General features: G+C 43.3%; 19 protein-coding genes. 12 read left to right on the top strand and 7 right to left on the bottom strand.

Translation table 11 applies throughout. The features are described 5' to 3' along the window. The first annotated feature begins 686 nt into the window (after positions 1–686). The 5 genes from thrS (at position 687) to ACPD8L_RS17180 (ending at position 4702) form a co-directional block, all read left to right on the top strand. Positions 687–2627 carry a threonine--tRNA ligase gene (gene thrS / locus ACPD8L_RS17200; protein WP_423944883.1) on the top strand — a complete coding sequence of 647 codons (1941 nt, stop codon included), beginning with the start codon at positions 687–689 and terminating at the stop codon, positions 2625–2627. 36 nt (positions 2628–2663) lie between these two features. Then, a complete protein-coding gene (gene infC / locus ACPD8L_RS17195; protein WP_262709767.1) occupies positions 2664–3215 on the top strand; it encodes a translation initiation factor IF-3 in 552 nt (183 codons plus the stop codon). A 52-nt stretch (positions 3216–3267) separates the two neighbouring features. Next, on the top strand, positions 3268–3465 hold the full coding sequence (rpmI, locus tag ACPD8L_RS17190) for a 50S ribosomal protein L35 (RefSeq protein WP_073181711.1): 198 nt from the start codon (positions 3268–3270) through the stop codon (positions 3463–3465). 148 nt (positions 3466–3613) lie between these two features. Beyond that, the gene (rplT, locus tag ACPD8L_RS17185; protein WP_116219445.1) at positions 3614–3958 is read left to right on the top strand and encodes a 50S ribosomal protein L20; all 345 of its coding nucleotides are present in this window, start codon (positions 3614–3616) and stop codon (positions 3956–3958) included. An 87-nt stretch (positions 3959–4045) separates the two neighbouring features. Next, positions 4046–4702 carry an SGNH/GDSL hydrolase family protein gene (locus ACPD8L_RS17180; protein WP_423944880.1) on the top strand — a complete coding sequence of 219 codons (657 nt, stop codon included), beginning with the start codon at positions 4046–4048 and terminating at the stop codon, positions 4700–4702. Here the strand turns inward: ACPD8L_RS17180 and ACPD8L_RS17175 are convergent. Next, positions 4699–5121 carry a secondary thiamine-phosphate synthase enzyme YjbQ gene (locus tag ACPD8L_RS17175; RefSeq protein WP_423944877.1) on the bottom strand — a complete coding sequence of 141 codons (423 nt, stop codon included), beginning with the start codon at positions 5119–5121 and terminating at the stop codon, positions 4699–4701. The two genes, ACPD8L_RS17180 and ACPD8L_RS17175, sit on opposite strands and share 4 nt — an antisense overlap. A gap of 100 nt (positions 5122–5221) precedes the next feature. Here ACPD8L_RS17175 and ACPD8L_RS17170 point away from each other — a divergent pair, with 100 nt between their 5' ends. The 3 genes from ACPD8L_RS17170 to ACPD8L_RS17160 all read left to right on the top strand — a co-directional run bounded on the left by ACPD8L_RS17170 (position 5222) and on the right by ACPD8L_RS17160 (position 7590). Next, on the top strand, positions 5222–6013 hold the full coding sequence (locus ACPD8L_RS17170) for an HAD family hydrolase (protein ID WP_423944875.1): 792 nt from the start codon (positions 5222–5224) through the stop codon (positions 6011–6013). Positions 6014–6117: 104 nt separating this feature from the next. Beyond that, positions 6118–6636 (top strand): YybH family protein, encoded by a 519-nt coding sequence (locus tag ACPD8L_RS17165; protein WP_423944872.1) that lies wholly within the window; start codon positions 6118–6120, stop codon positions 6634–6636. A 66-nt stretch (positions 6637–6702) separates the two neighbouring features. Then, on the top strand, positions 6703–7590 hold the full coding sequence (locus tag ACPD8L_RS17160; RefSeq protein WP_423944869.1) for a dienelactone hydrolase family protein: 888 nt from the start codon (positions 6703–6705) through the stop codon (positions 7588–7590). On the opposite strand, the gene ACPD8L_RS17155 is transcribed toward ACPD8L_RS17160, so the two are convergent. The 5 genes from ACPD8L_RS17155 to tgt all read right to left on the bottom strand — a co-directional run bounded on the left by ACPD8L_RS17155 (position 7587) and on the right by tgt (position 13866). Beyond that, positions 7587–8894, bottom strand: coding sequence for an asparagine synthetase B (locus ACPD8L_RS17155; RefSeq protein WP_116219453.1), 1308 nt, complete (start codon positions 8892–8894; stop codon positions 7587–7589). The two genes, ACPD8L_RS17160 and ACPD8L_RS17155, sit on opposite strands and share 4 nt — an antisense overlap. Further along, positions 8878–10425, bottom strand: a complete 1548-nt coding sequence (gene dnaB / locus ACPD8L_RS17150; protein ID WP_116219440.1) for a replicative DNA helicase — start codon at positions 10423–10425, stop codon at positions 8878–8880. The genes ACPD8L_RS17155 and dnaB overlap by 17 nt, the downstream gene beginning before the upstream one ends. A 167-nt stretch (positions 10426–10592) precedes the next feature. Further along, on the bottom strand, positions 10593–11546 hold the full coding sequence (locus ACPD8L_RS17145) for an acetyl-CoA carboxylase carboxyltransferase subunit alpha (RefSeq protein WP_116219439.1): 954 nt from the start codon (positions 11544–11546) through the stop codon (positions 10593–10595). A gap of 107 nt (positions 11547–11653) precedes the next feature. Further along, positions 11654–12736 carry an LptF/LptG family permease gene (locus ACPD8L_RS17140; protein WP_116219438.1) on the bottom strand — a complete coding sequence of 361 codons (1083 nt, stop codon included), beginning with the start codon at positions 12734–12736 and terminating at the stop codon, positions 11654–11656. Beyond that, positions 12736–13866 (bottom strand): tRNA guanosine(34) transglycosylase Tgt, encoded by a 1131-nt coding sequence (gene tgt / locus ACPD8L_RS17135; protein WP_421808973.1) that lies wholly within the window; start codon positions 13864–13866, stop codon positions 12736–12738. The genes ACPD8L_RS17140 and tgt overlap by 1 nt, the downstream gene beginning before the upstream one ends. Before the next feature lie 153 nt (positions 13867–14019). On the opposite strand from tgt, the gene ACPD8L_RS17130 reads away from it, so the two are divergent. The 3 genes from ACPD8L_RS17130 to ACPD8L_RS17120 are packed head-to-tail and all read left to right on the top strand — an operon-like array spanning position 14020 to position 16502. Further along, positions 14020–14865 carry a transketolase gene (locus ACPD8L_RS17130; RefSeq protein WP_423944863.1) on the top strand — a complete coding sequence of 282 codons (846 nt, stop codon included), beginning with the start codon at positions 14020–14022 and terminating at the stop codon, positions 14863–14865. 18 nt (positions 14866–14883) lie between these two features. Further along, positions 14884–15837, top strand: a complete 954-nt coding sequence (locus ACPD8L_RS17125) for a transketolase family protein (RefSeq protein ID WP_116219435.1) — start codon at positions 14884–14886, stop codon at positions 15835–15837. Between the two features lie 53 nt (positions 15838–15890). Next, a complete protein-coding gene (locus tag ACPD8L_RS17120; protein ID WP_116219434.1) occupies positions 15891–16502 on the top strand; it encodes an outer membrane beta-barrel protein in 612 nt (203 codons plus the stop codon). A 191-nt stretch (positions 16503–16693) separates the two neighbouring features. Here ACPD8L_RS17120 and ACPD8L_RS17115 read toward each other — a convergent pair whose 3' ends face one another. Further along, positions 16694–17638 carry an FKBP-type peptidyl-prolyl cis-trans isomerase gene (locus ACPD8L_RS17115; protein WP_423944860.1) on the bottom strand — a complete coding sequence of 315 codons (945 nt, stop codon included), beginning with the start codon at positions 17636–17638 and terminating at the stop codon, positions 16694–16696. Positions 17639–17716: 78 nt separating this feature from the next. Between ACPD8L_RS17115 and ACPD8L_RS17110 the strand changes: the two genes are divergently transcribed. Beyond that, positions 17717–18088 carry an RNA-binding S4 domain-containing protein gene (locus tag ACPD8L_RS17110; RefSeq protein WP_421808972.1) on the top strand — a complete coding sequence of 124 codons (372 nt, stop codon included), beginning with the start codon at positions 17717–17719 and terminating at the stop codon, positions 18086–18088. Positions 18089–18092: the final 4 nt, after the last annotated feature.

Raw genomic sequence — 18092 nt, 5'->3', positions numbered from 1 at the left:
GATCAAACTCTTCATTGTATTTCCTTGAATGTCTGTCCGACACCCGGAAACCAGAGTCCCCGCATCAAAATGGTTCTTAATTCTCTTTACGCTGTCGTTACAATATGTATATGAACTTCTTTATTATTCAAAAACCGAACCTCAATTTCATTAAAATCAATCTTCTTTCGGCTTCAACCGCTCTACCTCTTTGGTTAAGCGGGTGCAAATGTACAACTGTTTTTTAAACCGGCAAGCTTTTTTAAAAAAAAATTCAAAACATTTTCTTGACCTCAAAAAACAACCTTTTTACATGAACTTTCCCTTGAAACACCTTGGTGTTTTTCGGGCTGCAAATGTAAAATGCTTTTTTTGATTACACAATGCTTTTTTAAATAATTCTCTCAGCCTTTCCGACTTATCAAAACAGTATATCAATGAGCTTCTGAACTTACCTAAAAAACAAACCCTTTGTTGTTTTTCGGGCTGCAAATGTAACACCGTTTCCTAAATAAACAAGAGTTTTTTTGCCTTCCGGACACATTAACTTTCAACTAATTGAAAACAAAGCAGATAAAAATACAACTTTTTTCAAACTTCAAAATCATCTTATCATATGTAGAAAATTAATACATATATATAATGTAAGTATTGTAGCATCAACTCAAGATAGTATCTTTGCGCACCATCTCAAAATAAGGAGACGAATGATAGAAATCACATTGCCCGATGGCGCGATAAAGAAAGTTTCAAAAGGCACCACACCTATGGAGGTTGCCAAAAGTATCAGTGAAGGTTTGGCCCGGAATGTCATTTCGGCCAAATTCAATGACACCGTTGTGGAAACAGTCACCCCACTTACCGAAGATGGCACCCTTACTTTATATACATGGAATGACAGTGAGGGCAAAAAAGCTTTTTGGCACTCTACTTCACACGTTGTGGCCCAAGCCTTGGAAGAATTGTACCCAGGAATTAAACTCACCATTGGACCTGCCATTGAAAACGGATTCTACTATGATGTGGATTTTGGGAAGCACACGGTTTCTGAAAAGGATTTCCCAACCATTGAAAAGAAGGCATTGGAAATTGCCCGAGGCAAACATGATTACAAGATGCGAAGTGTTTCCAAAGCGGACGCCCTACAATATTATAAAGACCAAAACAATGCGTATAAGGTTGAGCTTATTGAAAATTTGGAGGACGGCACCATAACCTTCTGCGACCATAGTACATTTACCGATCTATGTCGCGGTGGACATATCCCCAATACAGGTATTATCAAGGCCATTAAAATATTGAGTGTGGCCGGAGCATATTGGAGAGGTGATGAAAACAATCCACAATTGACCCGAGTATATGGTATTTCCTTTCCAAAGCAAAAAGAGCTTACCGAGTATTTGGAGCTATTGGAAGAGGCCAAAAAACGTGATCACAGAAAACTGGGCAAGGAACTGGAACTGTTCACTTTCTCCAAAAAGGTAGGGCAAGGTCTTCCCTTGTGGCTACCCAAAGGGGCCGCCCTTCGTGAGCGCTTGGAGCAGTTTTTAAAGAAAGCCCAGAAAAAGGCCGGGTATGAAATGGTGGTTACCCCGCACATTGGCCAAAAGGAACTTTATGTGACTTCTGGACACTATGCCAAATATGGGGAGGACAGTTTTCAGCCCATCCATACACCTAAGGAGGATGAGGAGTTTCTACTGAAACCAATGAACTGCCCGCACCACTGTGAAATCTATAATAGCACCCCTTTTAGTTATAAAGATTTACCCAAGCGCTACGCTGAATTTGGCACCGTATATAGATATGAGCAAAGTGGGGAGCTCCACGGGCTTACCCGCGTACGTGGATTCACTCAGGATGATGCCCATATTTTTTGTACTACGGAACAATTGAATGAAGAGTTCAAAAATGTGATAGACCTATCCTTATATGTATTGAATTCTTTGGGCTTTGACAATTTCACGGCCCAAGTATCCGTAAGGGATTTGGACAATCCTGAAAAATACATTGGTGATGTGAGCGATTGGGAAAAAGCAGAACAAGCTATCATCAATGCGGCAGAAGAAAAAGGATTGAATTATGTGATTGAAAGTGGTGAAGCCGCTTTTTATGGTCCAAAACTGGATTTTATGGTGAAAGATGCCCTAGGCAGAAACTGGCAATTGGGCACCATACAAGTAGATTACAACCTTCCCAAACGTTTTGACCTTACCTACAAAGGGAGTGACAATGAGTTGCACAGACCGGTAATGATCCATCGCGCCCCTTTTGGAAGTATGGAACGTTTTGTAGCTTTGCTACTGGAACATACCGGGGGAAATTTCCCGTTATGGCTTATTCCAACACAGGCTATTGTACTGCCCGTCAGTGAGAAACATGAAAAATATGCGGAAAAAGTTTTGAATTCACTGGAAAATCACGAAATTCGCGCGCTCATTGATAAGAGGAATGAAACGGTAGGGAAAAAAATCCGTGAGGCAGAACTTCAAAAAATCCCGTTTATGCTCATTGTTGGAGAGCAGGAAGAAGCATCCGGAACCGTATCGGTACGGAAACACGGCGGCGAAGATTTGGGAAGTTTGAGCACCGATGCATTTTCCGACTTGGTATCTACTGAAATAAATAGTACCTTAAAGTCGTTCTAAAAAATTGAGTTTAATTAAAAAGTATACGTCATAGCAATACGAAGAAGATTTAAGCCCCAACCCAGGAGGGAAAACAAAAACCCTCACAATATCAATGAAAAGATCAAAGCCCCCGAGGTAAGGCTGGTAGGGGACAATGTTGAAATGGGAGTTTACCCCATTTCCAAAGCAAGGGATATCGCAAAAGAGCAGGAATTGGATTTGGTGGAAATATCACCCAATGCCAATCCTCCGGTTTGTAAAATTATAGACTACAAAAAGTTTCTTTACGAACAAAAGAAACGGGACAAGGCCCTAAAGGCCAAAGCCACCAAAGTAGTCATCAAGGAAATACGGTTTGGCCCACAGACAGATGACCATGATTATGAATTTAAGAAGCGACACGCGGAAAAATTCTTGAAGGATGGTGCCAAACTAAAAGCCTATGTCTTTTTTAAAGGACGGTCCATAGTATATAAGGACCAAGGTGAAATATTACTGCTAAAACTGGCCCAAGAACTGGAAGAACTTGGAAAAGTGGAGCAAATGCCTAAATTGGAAGGTAAACGTATGACCATGTTCATTGCGCCAAAAACCAATAAGAAATAAAAAATACTGAACTAAGTTCAGCATATAATAAGCGGAGTTAAATACTAGGAAAATGCCTAAGATGAAAACAAAATCCAGTGCCAAGAAGCGTTTTAAGCTTACCGGTTCTGGTAAAATCAAAAGAAAGCACGCTTTCAAGAGTCACATTTTGACCAAGAAATCCAAAAAGCGTAAGCTTAAGTTGACGCATTCAACATTGGTTCACGAATCCGATGTGAATAGCATCAAAGAACAATTACGTTTAAAATAATTGTTCAACCGGTACATTATTTAATAACCATGGAGTCAGGCTCTTTAAAGTGTTAAGTTTTTAGTTTTAAGTTCAGAAAAAATCATTTAGCATTTACAACTTAAAACTTCACCATTCTCGACCGCCTGCTACAAAAAAATGAATCATTATGCCAAGATCAGTAAATTCAGTTGCTTCAAGAGCTAGAAGAAAAAAAGTGATGAAGCAAGCCAAAGGTTACTTTGGAAGACGTAAAAACGTTTGGACAGTAGCCAAAAATGCGGTAGAAAAAGCAATGCTATATGCTTACCGCGACAGAAGAAACAAAAAACGTAACTTCCGCTCACTATGGATCACCCGTATCAACGCCGGTGCCCGTATGCACGGAATGTCTTACTCCCAATTCATGGGCAAAGTAAAATCCAACGGAATTGAACTTAACAGAAAAGTTCTTGCGGATTTGGCCATGAACCATCCCGATGCTTTCAAAGCCATCGTGGATAGAGTAAAGTAAAAATCAATATAAACTTACCCCGCTTATTAAAATCCCGCTCCATGGAGCGGGATTTTTGTATTTTAAGGTCTCGGTAAAATTGATACCATGTACAAAACCATCGTTGTTACCCTATTCTTCCTGTTAAGTTTCGCTCCCATTTTTTCACAGAACGACAGCATTACCTTCTTGGCCTTGGGAGACAGTTATACGGAAAGCACAGGTGAGGTGCAACACAATGGATGGCCCGCACAACTGGTCGGCCTATTGAACAAAAAGAAAATCCCGGTCGCATCACCCAAAATAGTGGCCAAAGTAGGTTGGACCACCACCGACCTTATTACCCATATCAATGCTGAAGACTTACAACCAACCTATGATTTGGTTTCCTTATTGATTGGGGTCAATAACCAGTATCAAGGCTTACCCCTTGACACCTTTAAGGCTGAATTCCCTGCCTTGCTGGAAACGGCCATCCGATTGGCCAACAACAATCCCGATAATGTTTTTGTACTCTCCATACCTGATTATAGTGTTACTCCTTATGCACGTTTTAAGGATAAGGAAAAGATTACCGGAGAACTAGAGACCTACAACTCCATTATTGAGGATGTGGCCAGTCAATATCAGGTACAGTTTATAGAAATCACCGACCTATCCAAAAAAGCCGCCTTCAACCGTTCATTGATAGCATCCGACAGTCTGCACCCCTCAGGGAAAATGTATAAGACCTGGGCCAAAAAAATCGTCAAAAAAAGATACTAATCCCCAAAAGCCGTAACCACCAACCTTCTTCCAGAAGCATGGTTACGATGTTCACAAAGATAGATGCCTTGCCATATTCCCAGGTTCAGTTTTCCGTTGGTAATGGGAATCTGCACCGAAACACCCATTAGTGAAGCTTTGATGTGTGCCGGCATATCATCTGGACCTTCATAGGTGTGCACATAATACGCTGCGTTTTCAGGAACCATTTGGTTCATATGGCTTTCAAAATCGGTTCGGACGGTGGGGTCGGCATTCTCATTAATGGTCAAACTGGCCGAAGTATGTTTTATGAATACCTGCAACATTCCCACCCTTATCTTTTTCAATTCAGGAATGGCGTCCAAAATGGTATTCGTAATCAGATGAAACCCTCGGGGATATGATCGTAATTGTAATTCTTTTTGGTAAAAATCCATAGACATTTAAAAGCACGGCACTAAATTAATATAAAGTTTACCAAAAGGGATTCTTCCATTCCCCCAATAAGAAATACCTTTGCAGCTTAATTTCTGGACAATGGATTTATCGCAGATCAAAATGGTGGTGACCGACATGGACGGTACTTTGTTGAACTCCAATCACGAAGTGAGCCCCCGTTTTTTTGAAATTTTTGACGAGCTCAGAAAAAAGGATATTCTTTTTGTAGCTGCCAGTGGTCGCCAATACAACAGCATGGTGGACAAATTGCATTCCATAAAGGACGATATCATTGTTATTGCAGAAAATGGCGCTTTAGTGAAACAGAAAGGTGATGTATTGCTTACCACGCCCATTACCAAATCTGAAGTGGACCGTATTTTGGCTGTTGTACAGCCCTTGAGCAATGCGCATCCCGTGCTTTGCAGTCAACATGGCGCCTTTGCCAACCCAGATTCTGATGATTTTTTGAACCTGCTTCGGGAATACTATTCCGAGTTTGAAGTGGTTGAAGACCAAACCAAAGTGGATACGGAAATCCTCAAGATTGCCATTTACCATTTTGAAAGTTCGGAAAGACATATTTATCCTGCTGTGAAATCTTTGGAGGATTCGCTAAAAGTGAAGGTATCCGGAGCCAATTGGGTAGATATTTCACATCAGAATGCACACAAGGGCTATGCCCTTCAAAAAGTTATGGACCAACACCAAATCACCTCCAACGAGGTCATGGTTTTCGGGGACTATAACAACGATTTGGAAATGTTACAGCTTTCCAACTATAGTTTTGCCATGGCCAATGCCCATCCCAATGTGCTCAAGGTAGCGCAATACAAGACTTCAAGCAATAATGAATTTGGCGTGGAACGGGTTTTGGAGAAACTTATCTAATATCCCATTTACAGATTGATTTTTTATATATCTTTATGATTAGCAGCCTTTTATAAAAAGGAAGCTTCTCCCCCTATAAAGTCAACCCAATAAAAATCAATCTTATGAAACGTTTGGGACTTTCCTTTGCAATTCTGGGTCTTCTCATGGGCTGTAACACCCAAAAACCGGAAACACCTATCGATTACGACAAGGCCAAAACCCTGATCAATGAAAGTATTGAGTCATGGGACAAAGCCTGGGAAACCAAGGACTTGGAACTCTCCCTAAAGTATTATGCCGATGATACTGATTGGACCAATGCTTTTGGTGACCGGGTGCAAAGTAAAACTGAATTAAGGGAGTTACTTGGTTTCATTTTTAATTTGGATTTTGTCATGTCTGGTGAAAACGATTATGGTGAAAATGAAATTATCTTTCTGAATGATTCCATTGCAACGGTTAGGTCATTGAATATCCGAAAGAACCAACAATGGCCCGATGGCTCCCAAATGGACGATAGACACATCAATCATTTAAGAGTATATAAAAACAGGAATGGGGAATGGCTTATCATCAACCATATGATCAGTCAAGCATGGCCTAAGCGACAACCCAAAGACACCGTACCAACCACGGATTGATGCCAATGCGACCAATAGTGTACTATTATTTGTAACTTCATAGGAATTCATCAACCCATTTATCCCATGGCAACTTTAAAAAAAGAAGACATTAAACAAGAGGTTTTTGATCTCTACGACGACTATGCCCACAACAAAATAGATCGTAAGGAGTTCATGAAAAAACTATCGCTTTATGCGGTAGGTGGAATCACCCTGCCCTCGCTTTTGAGCTTTATCATGCCCAATTACAAGGATACCCTTGTGGTACAGCCTAACGACCCATCATTAGATTCAAAGTTCATTACCTATAGCTCGCCAAAAGGCGGGGGTAATATCCGCGGATTGCTCTCCAAACCCAAAAGTGCTTCAAGTAAACTGGGGGGCATTGTGGTGGTCCATGAAAACAGAGGGCTAAATCCCTATATTGAAGATGTAGGCAGAAGGGCTGCTTTGGAAGGATTTATTTCCTTGGCCCCGGATGCCCTTACCCCTTTGGGCGGATATCCCGGCAATGATGATGAAGGCCGGACCTTGCAACGCCAACGGGACCGGAATGAAATGCTGGAGGATTTTATCGCTGCCTATAACTATCTTAAAAACCATGAAGATTGCAATGGCAAGGTGGGCGTAGTAGGTTTTTGTTTTGGAGGATGGATTTCCAATATGATGGCCGTAAAGGTACCGGATTTGGCCGCTGCAGTTCCTTTTTATGGTGGACAGCCTGATGATGCTGATGTTGAAAAAATAAATGCTCCCTTACTGATCCATTATGCCGAACTGGACCAAAGGGTCAATGAAGGATGGCCAGATTATGAAGCCAAGCTCAAGGAATTGGGAAAAGACTATAAAACCCATTTTTATCCGGAAGTGAACCATGGTTTCCATAACAATACCACTCCCCGTTTTGACCAAGCAGCAGCGGATTTGGCATGGGAACGCACCATGGCCTTTTTCAAGGAAAAATTGGCTTAGGTTTTCTGCTTCTTCTTGCGGGCGGCAGGGAAAAGTACATTGTTCAAAATAAGGCGATACCCCGGTGAGGTGGGATGCAACTCCAGTTCCGTCTTGGGGTCCCCTACCCTATGTTGGTAGTCTTCGGGGTCATGGCCGCCATAGAATGTAAAAAATCCCTTCCCTTTGATTCCATGGATGTAACGGGCCTCTCCATTAATCTTATTCTCTCCTAAAATCATGACCGTAGGTTTTATCTCCTTTCTGGTAAAGGCGGTGGTCTGTCCCATAAACCCTTTTACCAAGGATGTATGGTTTTGGGTCAACATGGTAGGCACGGGATCCCATTTTGCCGAAAACTCCATTAACGAAAAGTAATCTGACTCCTTGGGCACGTTGCCTCGCTTATTGGTCATATCTATGGACGAAAACTCATATCTGAGTGGATTGCGCTCCAAAATAAAATTGGTGAAGGCCAGGGTGTTTCCATACTCCAACTTTCCTTGATAATTGGCATCCGAAGGGTCTCCATCGAACATGGGTTCACAGATATCCACATTTTCCGCGGCCAAGGCAATATCAAAACTATCCGTGGCGGAGCACATGGCAAACATAAACCCACCACCGATCACATAGTTCCTGATTTTTCGGGCAACCGCCAATTTCTCGTCGGATACTTTTGCATACCCCAATCGTTGTGCCAACGCCTCCGCCTGTTCTTTCCCTTCAATATACCAAGGAGCAGCCCGGTAAGCCCCATAAAACCGTCCATATTGGCCCGTAAAGTCTTCGTGGTGTAAATGCAACCAATCATAAAGCGCCAGCTTATCCCCCAACACCTCTTCATCATAAACGGTAACATAGGGAATCTCCGCATAGGTGAGCACCATGGTCACCGCATCATCCCAAGGTTGGTTCTCTTTGGGGGAATACACGGCTATCTTGGGAGCTTTTTCCAAAATAACGGCATCTTGGTTCTGAGATGGACTACTGATTTCATCCAAAATCTGTTCCGCCTGTCCATCGGACAGCACCTCAAAGGAAACCCCACGAATTTGACACTCCTTTCGGATGGCCTCACCATCGGGCATCATAAAAGAACCTCCGCGATAATTCAAGAGCCACTGTACCTTCTGTTGCTTGGAAAGTACCCAATAGGTGATTCCGTAGGCTTTCAAATGATTTTCCTGACTCTCGGCATCCATGGGAATGAGAATGACCGATGCAAAAGAGGAAAGAGAAAACAGCAGAGAAAAAAGAAGCAAGACACCTCTCGACTGCGCTCGAGGTGACAAAAAAGTAGTTTTATTAGAATGGGACGTCATTGTCATCTGGGTCATCATCACTGTTCATTGCACTCCCAAAAGCCTCGTCCGCGCTGGGAAGATTTGGGGTTGCAAAGGGATTTTCTTCGTCCGCATTCATCTTCGATTGGAATTCGAATGGGGAGTCAAAGTCATCCAAGTTATCAAATTTACCCAGAGCGCCCACAAATTTTAACCTAATATTTTCCAAACCTCCGTTACGGTGTTTGGCTACAATGAACTCGGCCTGACCTTGGGTGGGGGTGCGCTCTTCATCATCCCACTCATCAATTTTATAGTATTCAGGTCGATAGATAAACGATACAATATCCGCATCCTGCTCAATGGCCCCGGATTCCCTCAAATCGGAAAGTATGGGACGCTTGCTGCCCCCACGGGTCTCTACCGCCCTTGATAACTGTGAAAGTGCTATCACAGGCACGTTAAGTTCCTTGGCCAATGCCTTTAGGTTTCGGGAAATGGTGGAAATCTCCTGTTCCCGGTTTCCTCCTTTTTGGCTTCCGCCGGCGGTCATCAATTGCAAGTAATCGATGATGATCAGTTTAATTTTATGCTGCGAGGCCAATCGTCTTGCCTTGGCCCTTAAATCAAAAATGGAAAGCGATGGCGTATCGTCAATGAACAAAGGGGCTTTTTCCAAGGCCTTTACCTTTACGTTCAACTGTTCCCATTCGTGCTTTTCCAATTTTCCGGTCCTCAATTTTTCAGATGAAAGTCCGGTTTCCGAGGAAATCAAACGGGTGATCAACTGTACGGAGGACATTTCCAAGGAAAAGAAGGCCACGGCATTACCGGAATTCACGGCAATATTTCTGGCCATGGATAGCGTCAAGGCCGTTTTACCCATACCGGGACGTGCGGCCACAATGATAAGGTCACTGGGCTGCCAACCCGAGGTAAGCTTATCCAACTTATCAAATCCGGATGGGATTCCACTGAGTCCTTCCTTATTGGAAATTTCCTCAATTTTTTTCTTTGCCTGAATGACCAGGTTCTGGGCCGTTTCGGCAGAACGCTTTAGGTTGCCTTGGGTGACCTCGTACAATTTCGCCTCTGCATCATCCAAAAGATCAAAAACATCGGTGGAATCACTGTAGGCGTTTTCAATGATCTCACTGGAAATCTTGATAAGGCTCCGTTGGATGTATTTTTGAAGGATAATCCTCGCATGGAACTCAATATGCGCCGAAGAGGCTACTTTTTGGGTGAGTTTTATCAAATAAAAGTCCCCTCCTACAGCTTCCAGCTTCCCTTCCTTCTTGAGTTCCGAGGAAACGGTTAATAAATCCACAGGCTCTGAAGATTCAAATAATTTGAAGATGGCCTCGTAGATAAACCTATGCGCGTCCTTGTAAAAGACATCGGGATGCAGAATATCGATTACTTCATCCACCCCCTTCTTGTCAATCATCATGGCTCCAAGCACAACCTCCTCTAAATCAACTGCTTGAGGCGGTATTTTGCCTTTTTCTAGATTGATGAGGGTTGACTTGTCCACTCTATGACCGATGACTGGGCTAGGTTTGTCCATGAATGCGAAAGTAGCTAATTGGTCTTAAGTTAACTTTAATTTTACGTAATGCGATTTCCACAGGTAATGAACAAAGTTAATGTTAATAACTCGCGTTGCCTGTTAATAACGCAAAAAAATCGGAGGAAAAAACCTAATAAAAAAAGTTAGCCTTTGAAAAACGAGAATTAGCCATTGAAAACCCCCATTTCGGCGTATTTGTCCATTCGGGTTTTTATAAGCTGTTTTGGTGATAACTTTTTGAGTTCTTCGTAATGGGAGGAAATTTTGTTCTTGACCGTTTCAAAGGTCTTTTCCCTGTTGGCGTGTGCACCGCCAAGGGGTTCCTTGATGATTTCGTCAATGACCTTGATTTTTTTACTGTCCGAAGCGGTCAGTTTAAGGGCTTCCGCCGCCTTTTCCTTGTATTCCCAGCTTCTCCACAAAATGGAAGAGCAGTTTTCAGGAGAGATTACGGAGTACCAAGCGTTCTCCAGCATCAACACTTTATCGCCCACTCCAATACCCAAGGCGCCACCCGACGCTCCTTCTCCAATGACGATACAGATGATGGGTACTTGAAGCCGTGTCATTTCAAGAATATTTCTTGCAATGGCTTCACCCTGTCCCCTTTCTTCGGCTTCCAAACCTGGATAGGCACCGGGGGTATCAATAAAAGTGACCACGGGAATACCAAATTTCTCTGCAGATTTCATCAATCGCAACGCTTTACGGTATCCTTCCGGATTGGCCATACCAAAATTTCGGTATTGCCGGGTCTTGGTGTTATACCCCTTTTGCTGGCCGATGAACATATAGGTTTGATCACCTATTTTGCCCAATCCTCCAACCATGGCCTTGTCATCCTTTACATTTCTATCGCCATGAAGCTCCAAGAACGTATCCCCACAAATGGCATTGATATAGTCCATGGTATATGGCCTATTGGGATGTCTGGATAGTTGCACCCGCTGCCAAGCGGTCAAATTCTTATAGATATCCTTTCGGGTCTCTTGTAATTTCTTTTCAATCTGTGAGCAGGTTTCCGTTACATCAACGTCACTTTCTTCTCCAATCACCATACATTTTTGAAGTTGGTCTTCAAGTTCTTTGATCGGAAGTTCAAAATCTAAATACTCCATGGAAGTTCGATTCTTAAAAATAGTGGGGACAAATATAAAACTTTATGCATTACTTGAAGAAATCATCCAACTCATTTAACGTTAGACAAATACGTCCATTTCTAAAATTATCGCTTGGCTTTCATGAGCATATAAACCGCAAAAATCCCAAAAATGAGATTGGGGATGATCACGGCCAACAACGGAGAAAAACCTGATTGCTCCGCCAAGGTGCCAAAAACCTTGTCGAAGAATATATACACAAAGGCCACCCCAATACCAAAGGCCAAATTAAGCCCCATTCCCCCTCTGCGTTTTACCGAGGAAACCGCTACCGCTATTATCGTTAGGATAAAGGCCGCAATAGGCAAGGCCCATCTTTTATATTTGACCAAGACATAGGCATTTACGTTGGACGCTCCTTTACTCTTCTGATCTTCTATAAAGTCATTGAGCTCAAATAGGTTCTTGGTCTCCGCTACATAGGATACCGGGGTAAGGTCGTCCAGTTTGAAGGTGAACAGGGTGTCCAACCTCCTTTTGGTCTCTATAAGTTCCACCCCATTGCGCAATTTTCGTTTGGTGTAATTGGTCAATCGGTATAAACTGTCATTTTCCACCCATCTGATATTGCTTGCCGAAATTTTATAGTCCAGTTGTTTTATGGAATCAAAATGCTCATACGTAAAGTTGTACCCTATTTTACGGTTGGGGTCAAAACTGCTCACATAGATGTAATCATTTTCATTGAGCTGATTGTAGATATTGTCCGTGACCCGGTCCTGCCTACCCTTTTTAAAGTATTTGTATTCAAACTCATTGAAGCCGATACTGGCATGGGGCACAATGAACATTCCCATCATAAATATAAGGATGGCCACCAAGGTGGCCCCAATCAAGTAGGGCCTCAAAAAACGGCCATAAGACACCCCAGAGCTTAAAATGGCCACAATCTCCGTATTACTGGCCAGTTTTGAGGTAAAGAATATGATGGAGAGGAACAAAAACACAGGTAGCAGCAAATTCCCAATCACCAAGGTAAAGTTGCCATAGAACACGATTACCTCACTTAAAGGGGCCTCATTGTCTATGATCTTGCCGATCTTTTCCGCCAAATTTGCCATGATACCAATGGGAACAAAAAGCATCAGCATCCCCAAAAAGGTGACCAAATAACGCTTTAAGATGTACCTGTCAAGTATGGTGAGCATTACAGTCTTTTATCCATTTGTTGTACCATCTGGTTTTTCCATTCCAGGAAATCCCCTGCTAAAATACGTTCTCTTGCGGTTCGCACCAACCACAAATAAAAACCAAGGTTATGAATGGTGGCTATCTGCTTGCCCAAATACTCATTGGCGGCAAACAAATGTCGTAAATACGCCTTGGAATATTCGGTGTCCACAAAAGTGATGTCCATCTCATCAATGGGTGAAAAATCATTTTCCCACTTTTTGTTCTTGATATTGATGGTCCCGTGCGCCGTGAACAACATCCCATTTCGGGCATTCCGGGTAGGCATTACACAATCGAACATATCCACACCCAAGGCAATATTCTCCAAAATATTAATAGGTGTTCCCACTCCCATGAGATAGCGTGGTTTGTCTTCCGGCAAGATATCACAGACCAGCTCGGCCATTTCGTACATTTCCTCAGCAGGTTCCCCTACCGATAGACCTCCAATGGCATTCCCTTCTGCCCCTACGGAAGCAATATACTCTGCGGATTGTTTTCTCAAATCTTTATAGGTGGAACCTTGGACAATAGGAAAAAAGGTTTGGGTATAATCATAGGTATACGGAAGCTTTTCCAGATGTGCCATACAACGATCCAACCACCTATGGGTCATATGCATGGATCGTTTGGCATAATTGTAATCGCACGGGTATGGGGTACATTCGTCAAAAGCCATGATGATATCCGCCCCTATGGTCCGTTGTATCTCCATCACATTTTCGGGGGTAAAGACATGATGGGAACCATCAATGTGCGATTTAAACTTGACCCCTTCTTCCTTGATCTTTCGATTATCCGAAAGTGAATAGACCTGATACCCCCCACTATCTGTTAAAATAGGGCGTTCCCACCCCATAAATTTGTGCAGTCCCCCAGCTTGTTGCAAAATACTGGTCCCCGGTCTCAAGTATAGATGATAGGTGTTTCCCAAAATAATATCGGGATTGATCTCATCCGTCAATTCCCGTTGGTGCACCCCTTTTACGGAGGCCACTGTGCCCACCGGCATAAAAATAGGGGTCTGGATGGTACCGTGGTCCGTGGTCATTTCCCCGGCCCTGGCCTTACTTTTGGTATCCTTTTGTACTAAGGTAAATTTCAATGCATTTGTTTAAGACCGCAAATATAGCCAACTCATTTTCCCCGTTCCTTAACAAAAAAATAAAGTTTGTGTGCAAAGTCTTTGATTAAATCTTCCATTTCCACTTGTTTAGCCCAATGAATGCGGTTACTTTTGGGCTTTAAATTTATACTAATGCCAAATACACAAGAATTACAGGATTTAGTGACCCAAGTACGAAGGGACATTTTACGAATGGTCCACAAGGTAAATTCCGGACACCCGGGAGGCTCTTTGGGCTGTACCGAGTTTTTTGTTGCTCTGTACAACGAAATTATGGACCTCAAGGAAGGATTTGATATGGATGGAATCGGGGAAGATCTCTTCTTTTTATCCAATGGACATATTTCTCCTGTATTTTATAGTGTACTGGCACGAAGGGGCTATTTCCCTATTGATGAACTAAACACGTTCCGATTGCTGGATTCACGCCTACAAGGACACCCCACTACCCATGAGGGGCTGCCCGGTGTGCGTGTAGCTTCGGGTTCATTGGGTCAAGGGATGTCCGTGGCCATTGGAGCTGCGTTGGCCAAAAAACTCAATGGCGATGACCATTTGGTGTATAGCCTACATGGAGACGGTGAACTTCAAGAAGGTCAAAACTGGGAGGCCATTATGTATGCCGCAGGGAATAAAGTGGACAACCTGATTGCCACCGTTGACCGAAATGGACAACAAATTGATGGGTCTACCGAAGACGTATTGCCCTTGGGCGATGTTGCTGAAAAATTCAAGGTGTTTGGATGGGATGTGATGGAGATTGAAAACGGCAACGATTTGGAACAGGTCATTGCTGGACTCAAAGAAGCCAAAAGTAGAACCGGAAAAGGGAAGCCGGTATGTATTGTCATGACCACCGAGATGGGCAATGGCGTAGATTTTATGATGCACACCCATGCCTGGCACGGAAAAGCTCCCAATGATGAGCAATTGGCCACCGCATTGGCACAAAACCCTGAAACCTTAGGCGATTATTAATTCTGAAGACCTCACAAGATGACAAAATATACAGATCAAGGAAAACAAGATACACGAAGCGGATACGGAGCAGGAATGACAGAATTGGGCAGAACCAACCCCAATGTAGTGGCGCTTTGTGCCGATTTGATAGGTTCATTGAAAATTGAAACCTTTATTGAGGAGAATCCCGAGCGTTTCTTTCAAGTAGGGATTGCAGAGGCCAACATGATGGGCATGGCCGCTGGATTGACCATTGGCGGAAAGATTCCATTTGCCTCCACCTTTGCCAATTTTGCCACAGGCAGGGTGTATGACCAAATTCGTCAATCCATAGCCTATTCGGGTAAAAATGTGAAAATCTGTGCATCGCACGCAGGGCTTACCTTGGGTGAAGATGGTGCTACCCACCAGATTTTGGAAGATATCGGTCTTATGAAAATGTTGCCGGGCATGACGGTGATCAACCCTTGCGACTTTAACCAGACCAAAGCCGCCACCATTGCCATTGCCGAACACGACGGTCCTGTTTACCTTCGCTTTGGAAGACCCAAAGTGGCCAACTTTACCCCTGTGGACCAAAAGTTTGAAATTGGCAAGGCCCTCATGCTCAATGAAGGTACCGATGTGACCATCATTGCCACCGGACATTTGGTTTGGGAATCCCTTTTGGCTGCGGAAAGTTTGGAAAAACAAGGTATCTCCGCTGAAGTGATCAACATACACACTATCAAACCTTTGGATGATGCCGCTATTTTGGCTTCCGTCAAGAAAACGGGATGTGTGGTCACCGCGGAGGAACACAACTTTTTGGGAGGTCTTGGCGAAAGTGTTTCCAGGGTATTGGGCACACACCTTCCCACACCTCAAGAGTTTGTGGCCACCCAAGATACTTTTGGGGAAAGTGGCACCCCGGACCAACTCATGGAGAAATACGGGTTGAACAATAAAGCCATTGAGGCTGCCGTTTTAAGGGTATTGAAGCGAAAATAATTTTCGGTATCACTTTTGTGTGATATTCTTCAATCCATTAAAACGAAATACTTATGAAAAAAACACTTCTAGTGGCAGCAATGGCCCTATTGGGGTCTGCCGCAATTGCCCAAAGCGGTTCAGGATTTGGTATTAAAGCAGGTTTAAGCTACAACAAGAACGGGGATTTGATAAGCTCTGTTGGCGATTCCGGACAGGACATCGTGGATGGCGGCGAAGGAAAGGCGGGTTACCATGTGGGCTTCTGGGGAAAATTGGATTTCCCAAAGATTTATCTTAGGCCCGAATTGGTATACTCCAAAACCAAAAGTAGCTATGAGGTGGACGGTGATTCCCAAGACTATGACATCTCAAAATTAGATCTACCCGTACTATTGGGGTACAAAATCATTGGCCCTTTGCACATTTTCGCGGGACCTGCATTCCAGTATACCCTTAAAAACGATTTGGGAGACCTTGAGGTGGAGGATGTCCAGAACGACTTTACGGTTGGTCTCAATACCGGTGTAGGCGTCAATTTGGGAAAAGTTGGTTTGGATGTACGCTATGAGCGTGGGTTCTCCAAGAACGAGGCTGAGTTTATCGGTGATAACATTACGGACATATCTGGTAGGGTAGACTCGAGACCTTCACAGGTCATCTTTGCGCTATCCTTAAAATTATAGGGGAAATTTGATTCCACAAAAAAGGGCCCNGAGGCTGAGTTTATCGGTGATAACATTACGGACATATCTGGTAGGGTAGACTCGAGACCTTCACAGGTCATCTTTGCGCTATCCTTAAAATTATAGGGGAAATTTGATTCCACAAAAAAGGGCCCGTCAATGACGGGCCCTTTTTATTTTATATCTTTTTCCTAATTGGTATCGGGGTCTAAATAATCCGGGATACCGTCATTATCTGCGTCTGGGTATGGTATAATAATCGCCCCATTTTCATCGGTTATCTCACTTCTTGTAGAGACACCATCACCATCATCATCACCATCCAAATAGTTGGGGGCATTATCCTCATCCGTATCATCATCAAATAAATTCTTGTTTCCATTCCTATCCTCTTCAATACTTGGCACACCGTCCCCATCATGATCGGCGGTATTCACCACCAATAAATTAATATTGAATATAATGGGTGCATAACTCTCTCCTACTTGGGCGCTACTAAAATAGGCCAATCCAGAAGGCATGATAATCATTCCTGAACCAAACCCCTGGACTTCAAAAGTTCCATCAGGATTATCAATTATACCGTCTCCGGATTTAAAATGGGTCAACCCAAACTGAAACCCTTTAATGGCTCCGGCAGTACTTATGGTCCCTTGCAGATCAAACCAAGTCCCGCTGCTGATCGCACTATCGAATAAAGTACCATCCAATCTATAGCCTTCATATAACACATAGGTGGAATCGGCTACAGTGGGATGCTCCCCTTCACCTTCCCTGGCCACCAGATAGTAATAGGTATGCACAATATCCTCATCACCATCAGAAATACCGAACTCAGAAGCCGATACGGTGGCCGTTGCGGATTTTAAGAGCGGGGATTCCGAAATTGGGGTCTTATCTGAATTGTCCCCGGCAATGGTATCTACCTTGACTTTGTAGTCAAAACCTGCCGGTGGATTTTCAAACTCTTCATAATTATAGAAATGGGTCTGTAAATATTCTTTTATCTCATCGTCATCCTCCAAGGCTACTTCGGACAAGTCCCTTGGCGGAACCGTCTCAACCCCATCATCATCCTTTTTGCATGAGAAAAAAGCAAATGTTAAAAATAAAGAAACCAAAATCCCGTATCTCATCAAGTGTGTCATTTAGCTGCGCAAGATACAATTTTCCGCTATTTTTGCTCAGTGCGTTAACAAAGATTTGCAGAGATCATGCGGATAGACAAGTACCTTTGGTGCATTAGATACTACAAAACACGGAACGTTGCCTCCACGGCTGTTAAAAAAGGCCAGGTCAAGGTAAATGGCAGTGCGGTGAAACCTTCCAGGGAGGTATTCCCCATGGACAAAATTGTGCTTCGGAAAAATCAAATAGACTATCAACTTACCGTTTTGGACATCCCGGAAAGCAGGGTCGGGGCCAAATTGGTGGACATTTACCGAAAGGATACCACGCCCAAGGAAGCTTTTGAGCACAACGAATTGCTCAGCTTTGCCAAGACCCACTACCGAAAAAAGGGATTGGGACGCCCTACCAAAAAGGACAGAAGGGATATTGATGATTATTTGGATGAGTCCGAATAGTCTG

This window comes from Flagellimonas algicida, assembly GCF_049629585.1.
Classification (GTDB): domain Bacteria; phylum Bacteroidota; class Bacteroidia; order Flavobacteriales; family Flavobacteriaceae; genus Flagellimonas.
This window is presented reverse-complemented; position numbering and strand designations above follow the sequence as displayed.

Coding starts and splice junctions, on each gene's coding strand:
- thrS (WP_423944883.1), top strand. CDS start 687: ATGATAGAAATCACATTGCCCGATGGCGCGATAAAGAAAGTTTCAAAA.
- rpmI (WP_073181711.1), top strand. CDS start 3,268: ATGCCTAAGATGAAAACAAAATCCAGTGCCAAGAAGCGTTTTAAGCTT.
- rplT (WP_116219445.1), top strand. CDS start 3,614: ATGCCAAGATCAGTAAATTCAGTTGCTTCAAGAGCTAGAAGAAAAAAA.
- ACPD8L_RS17180 (WP_423944880.1), top strand. CDS start 4,046: ATGTACAAAACCATCGTTGTTACCCTATTCTTCCTGTTAAGTTTCGCT.
- ACPD8L_RS17175 (WP_423944877.1), bottom strand. CDS start 5,121: ATGGATTTTTACCAAAAAGAATTACAATTACGATCATATCCCCGAGGG.
- ACPD8L_RS17170 (WP_423944875.1), top strand. CDS start 5,222: ATGGATTTATCGCAGATCAAAATGGTGGTGACCGACATGGACGGTACT.
- ACPD8L_RS17165 (WP_423944872.1), top strand. CDS start 6,118: ATGAAACGTTTGGGACTTTCCTTTGCAATTCTGGGTCTTCTCATGGGC.
- ACPD8L_RS17160 (WP_423944869.1), top strand. CDS start 6,703: ATGGCAACTTTAAAAAAAGAAGACATTAAACAAGAGGTTTTTGATCTC.
- ACPD8L_RS17155 (WP_116219453.1), bottom strand. CDS start 8,894: ATGACGTCCCATTCTAATAAAACTACTTTTTTGTCACCTCGAGCGCAG.
- dnaB (WP_116219440.1), bottom strand. CDS start 10,425: ATGGACAAACCTAGCCCAGTCATCGGTCATAGAGTGGACAAGTCAACC.
- ACPD8L_RS17145 (WP_116219439.1), bottom strand. CDS start 11,546: ATGGAGTATTTAGATTTTGAACTTCCGATCAAAGAACTTGAAGACCAA.
- ACPD8L_RS17140 (WP_116219438.1), bottom strand. CDS start 12,736: ATGCTCACCATACTTGACAGGTACATCTTAAAGCGTTATTTGGTCACC.
- ACPD8L_RS17130 (WP_423944863.1), top strand. CDS start 14,020: ATGCCAAATACACAAGAATTACAGGATTTAGTGACCCAAGTACGAAGG.
- ACPD8L_RS17125 (WP_116219435.1), top strand. CDS start 14,884: ATGACAAAATATACAGATCAAGGAAAACAAGATACACGAAGCGGATAC.
- ACPD8L_RS17120 (WP_116219434.1), top strand. CDS start 15,891: ATGAAAAAAACACTTCTAGTGGCAGCAATGGCCCTATTGGGGTCTGCC.
- ACPD8L_RS17115 (WP_423944860.1), bottom strand. CDS start 17,638: ATGAGATACGGGATTTTGGTTTCTTTATTTTTAACATTTGCTTTTTTC.
- ACPD8L_RS17110 (WP_421808972.1), top strand. CDS start 17,717: ATGCGGATAGACAAGTACCTTTGGTGCATTAGATACTACAAAACACGG.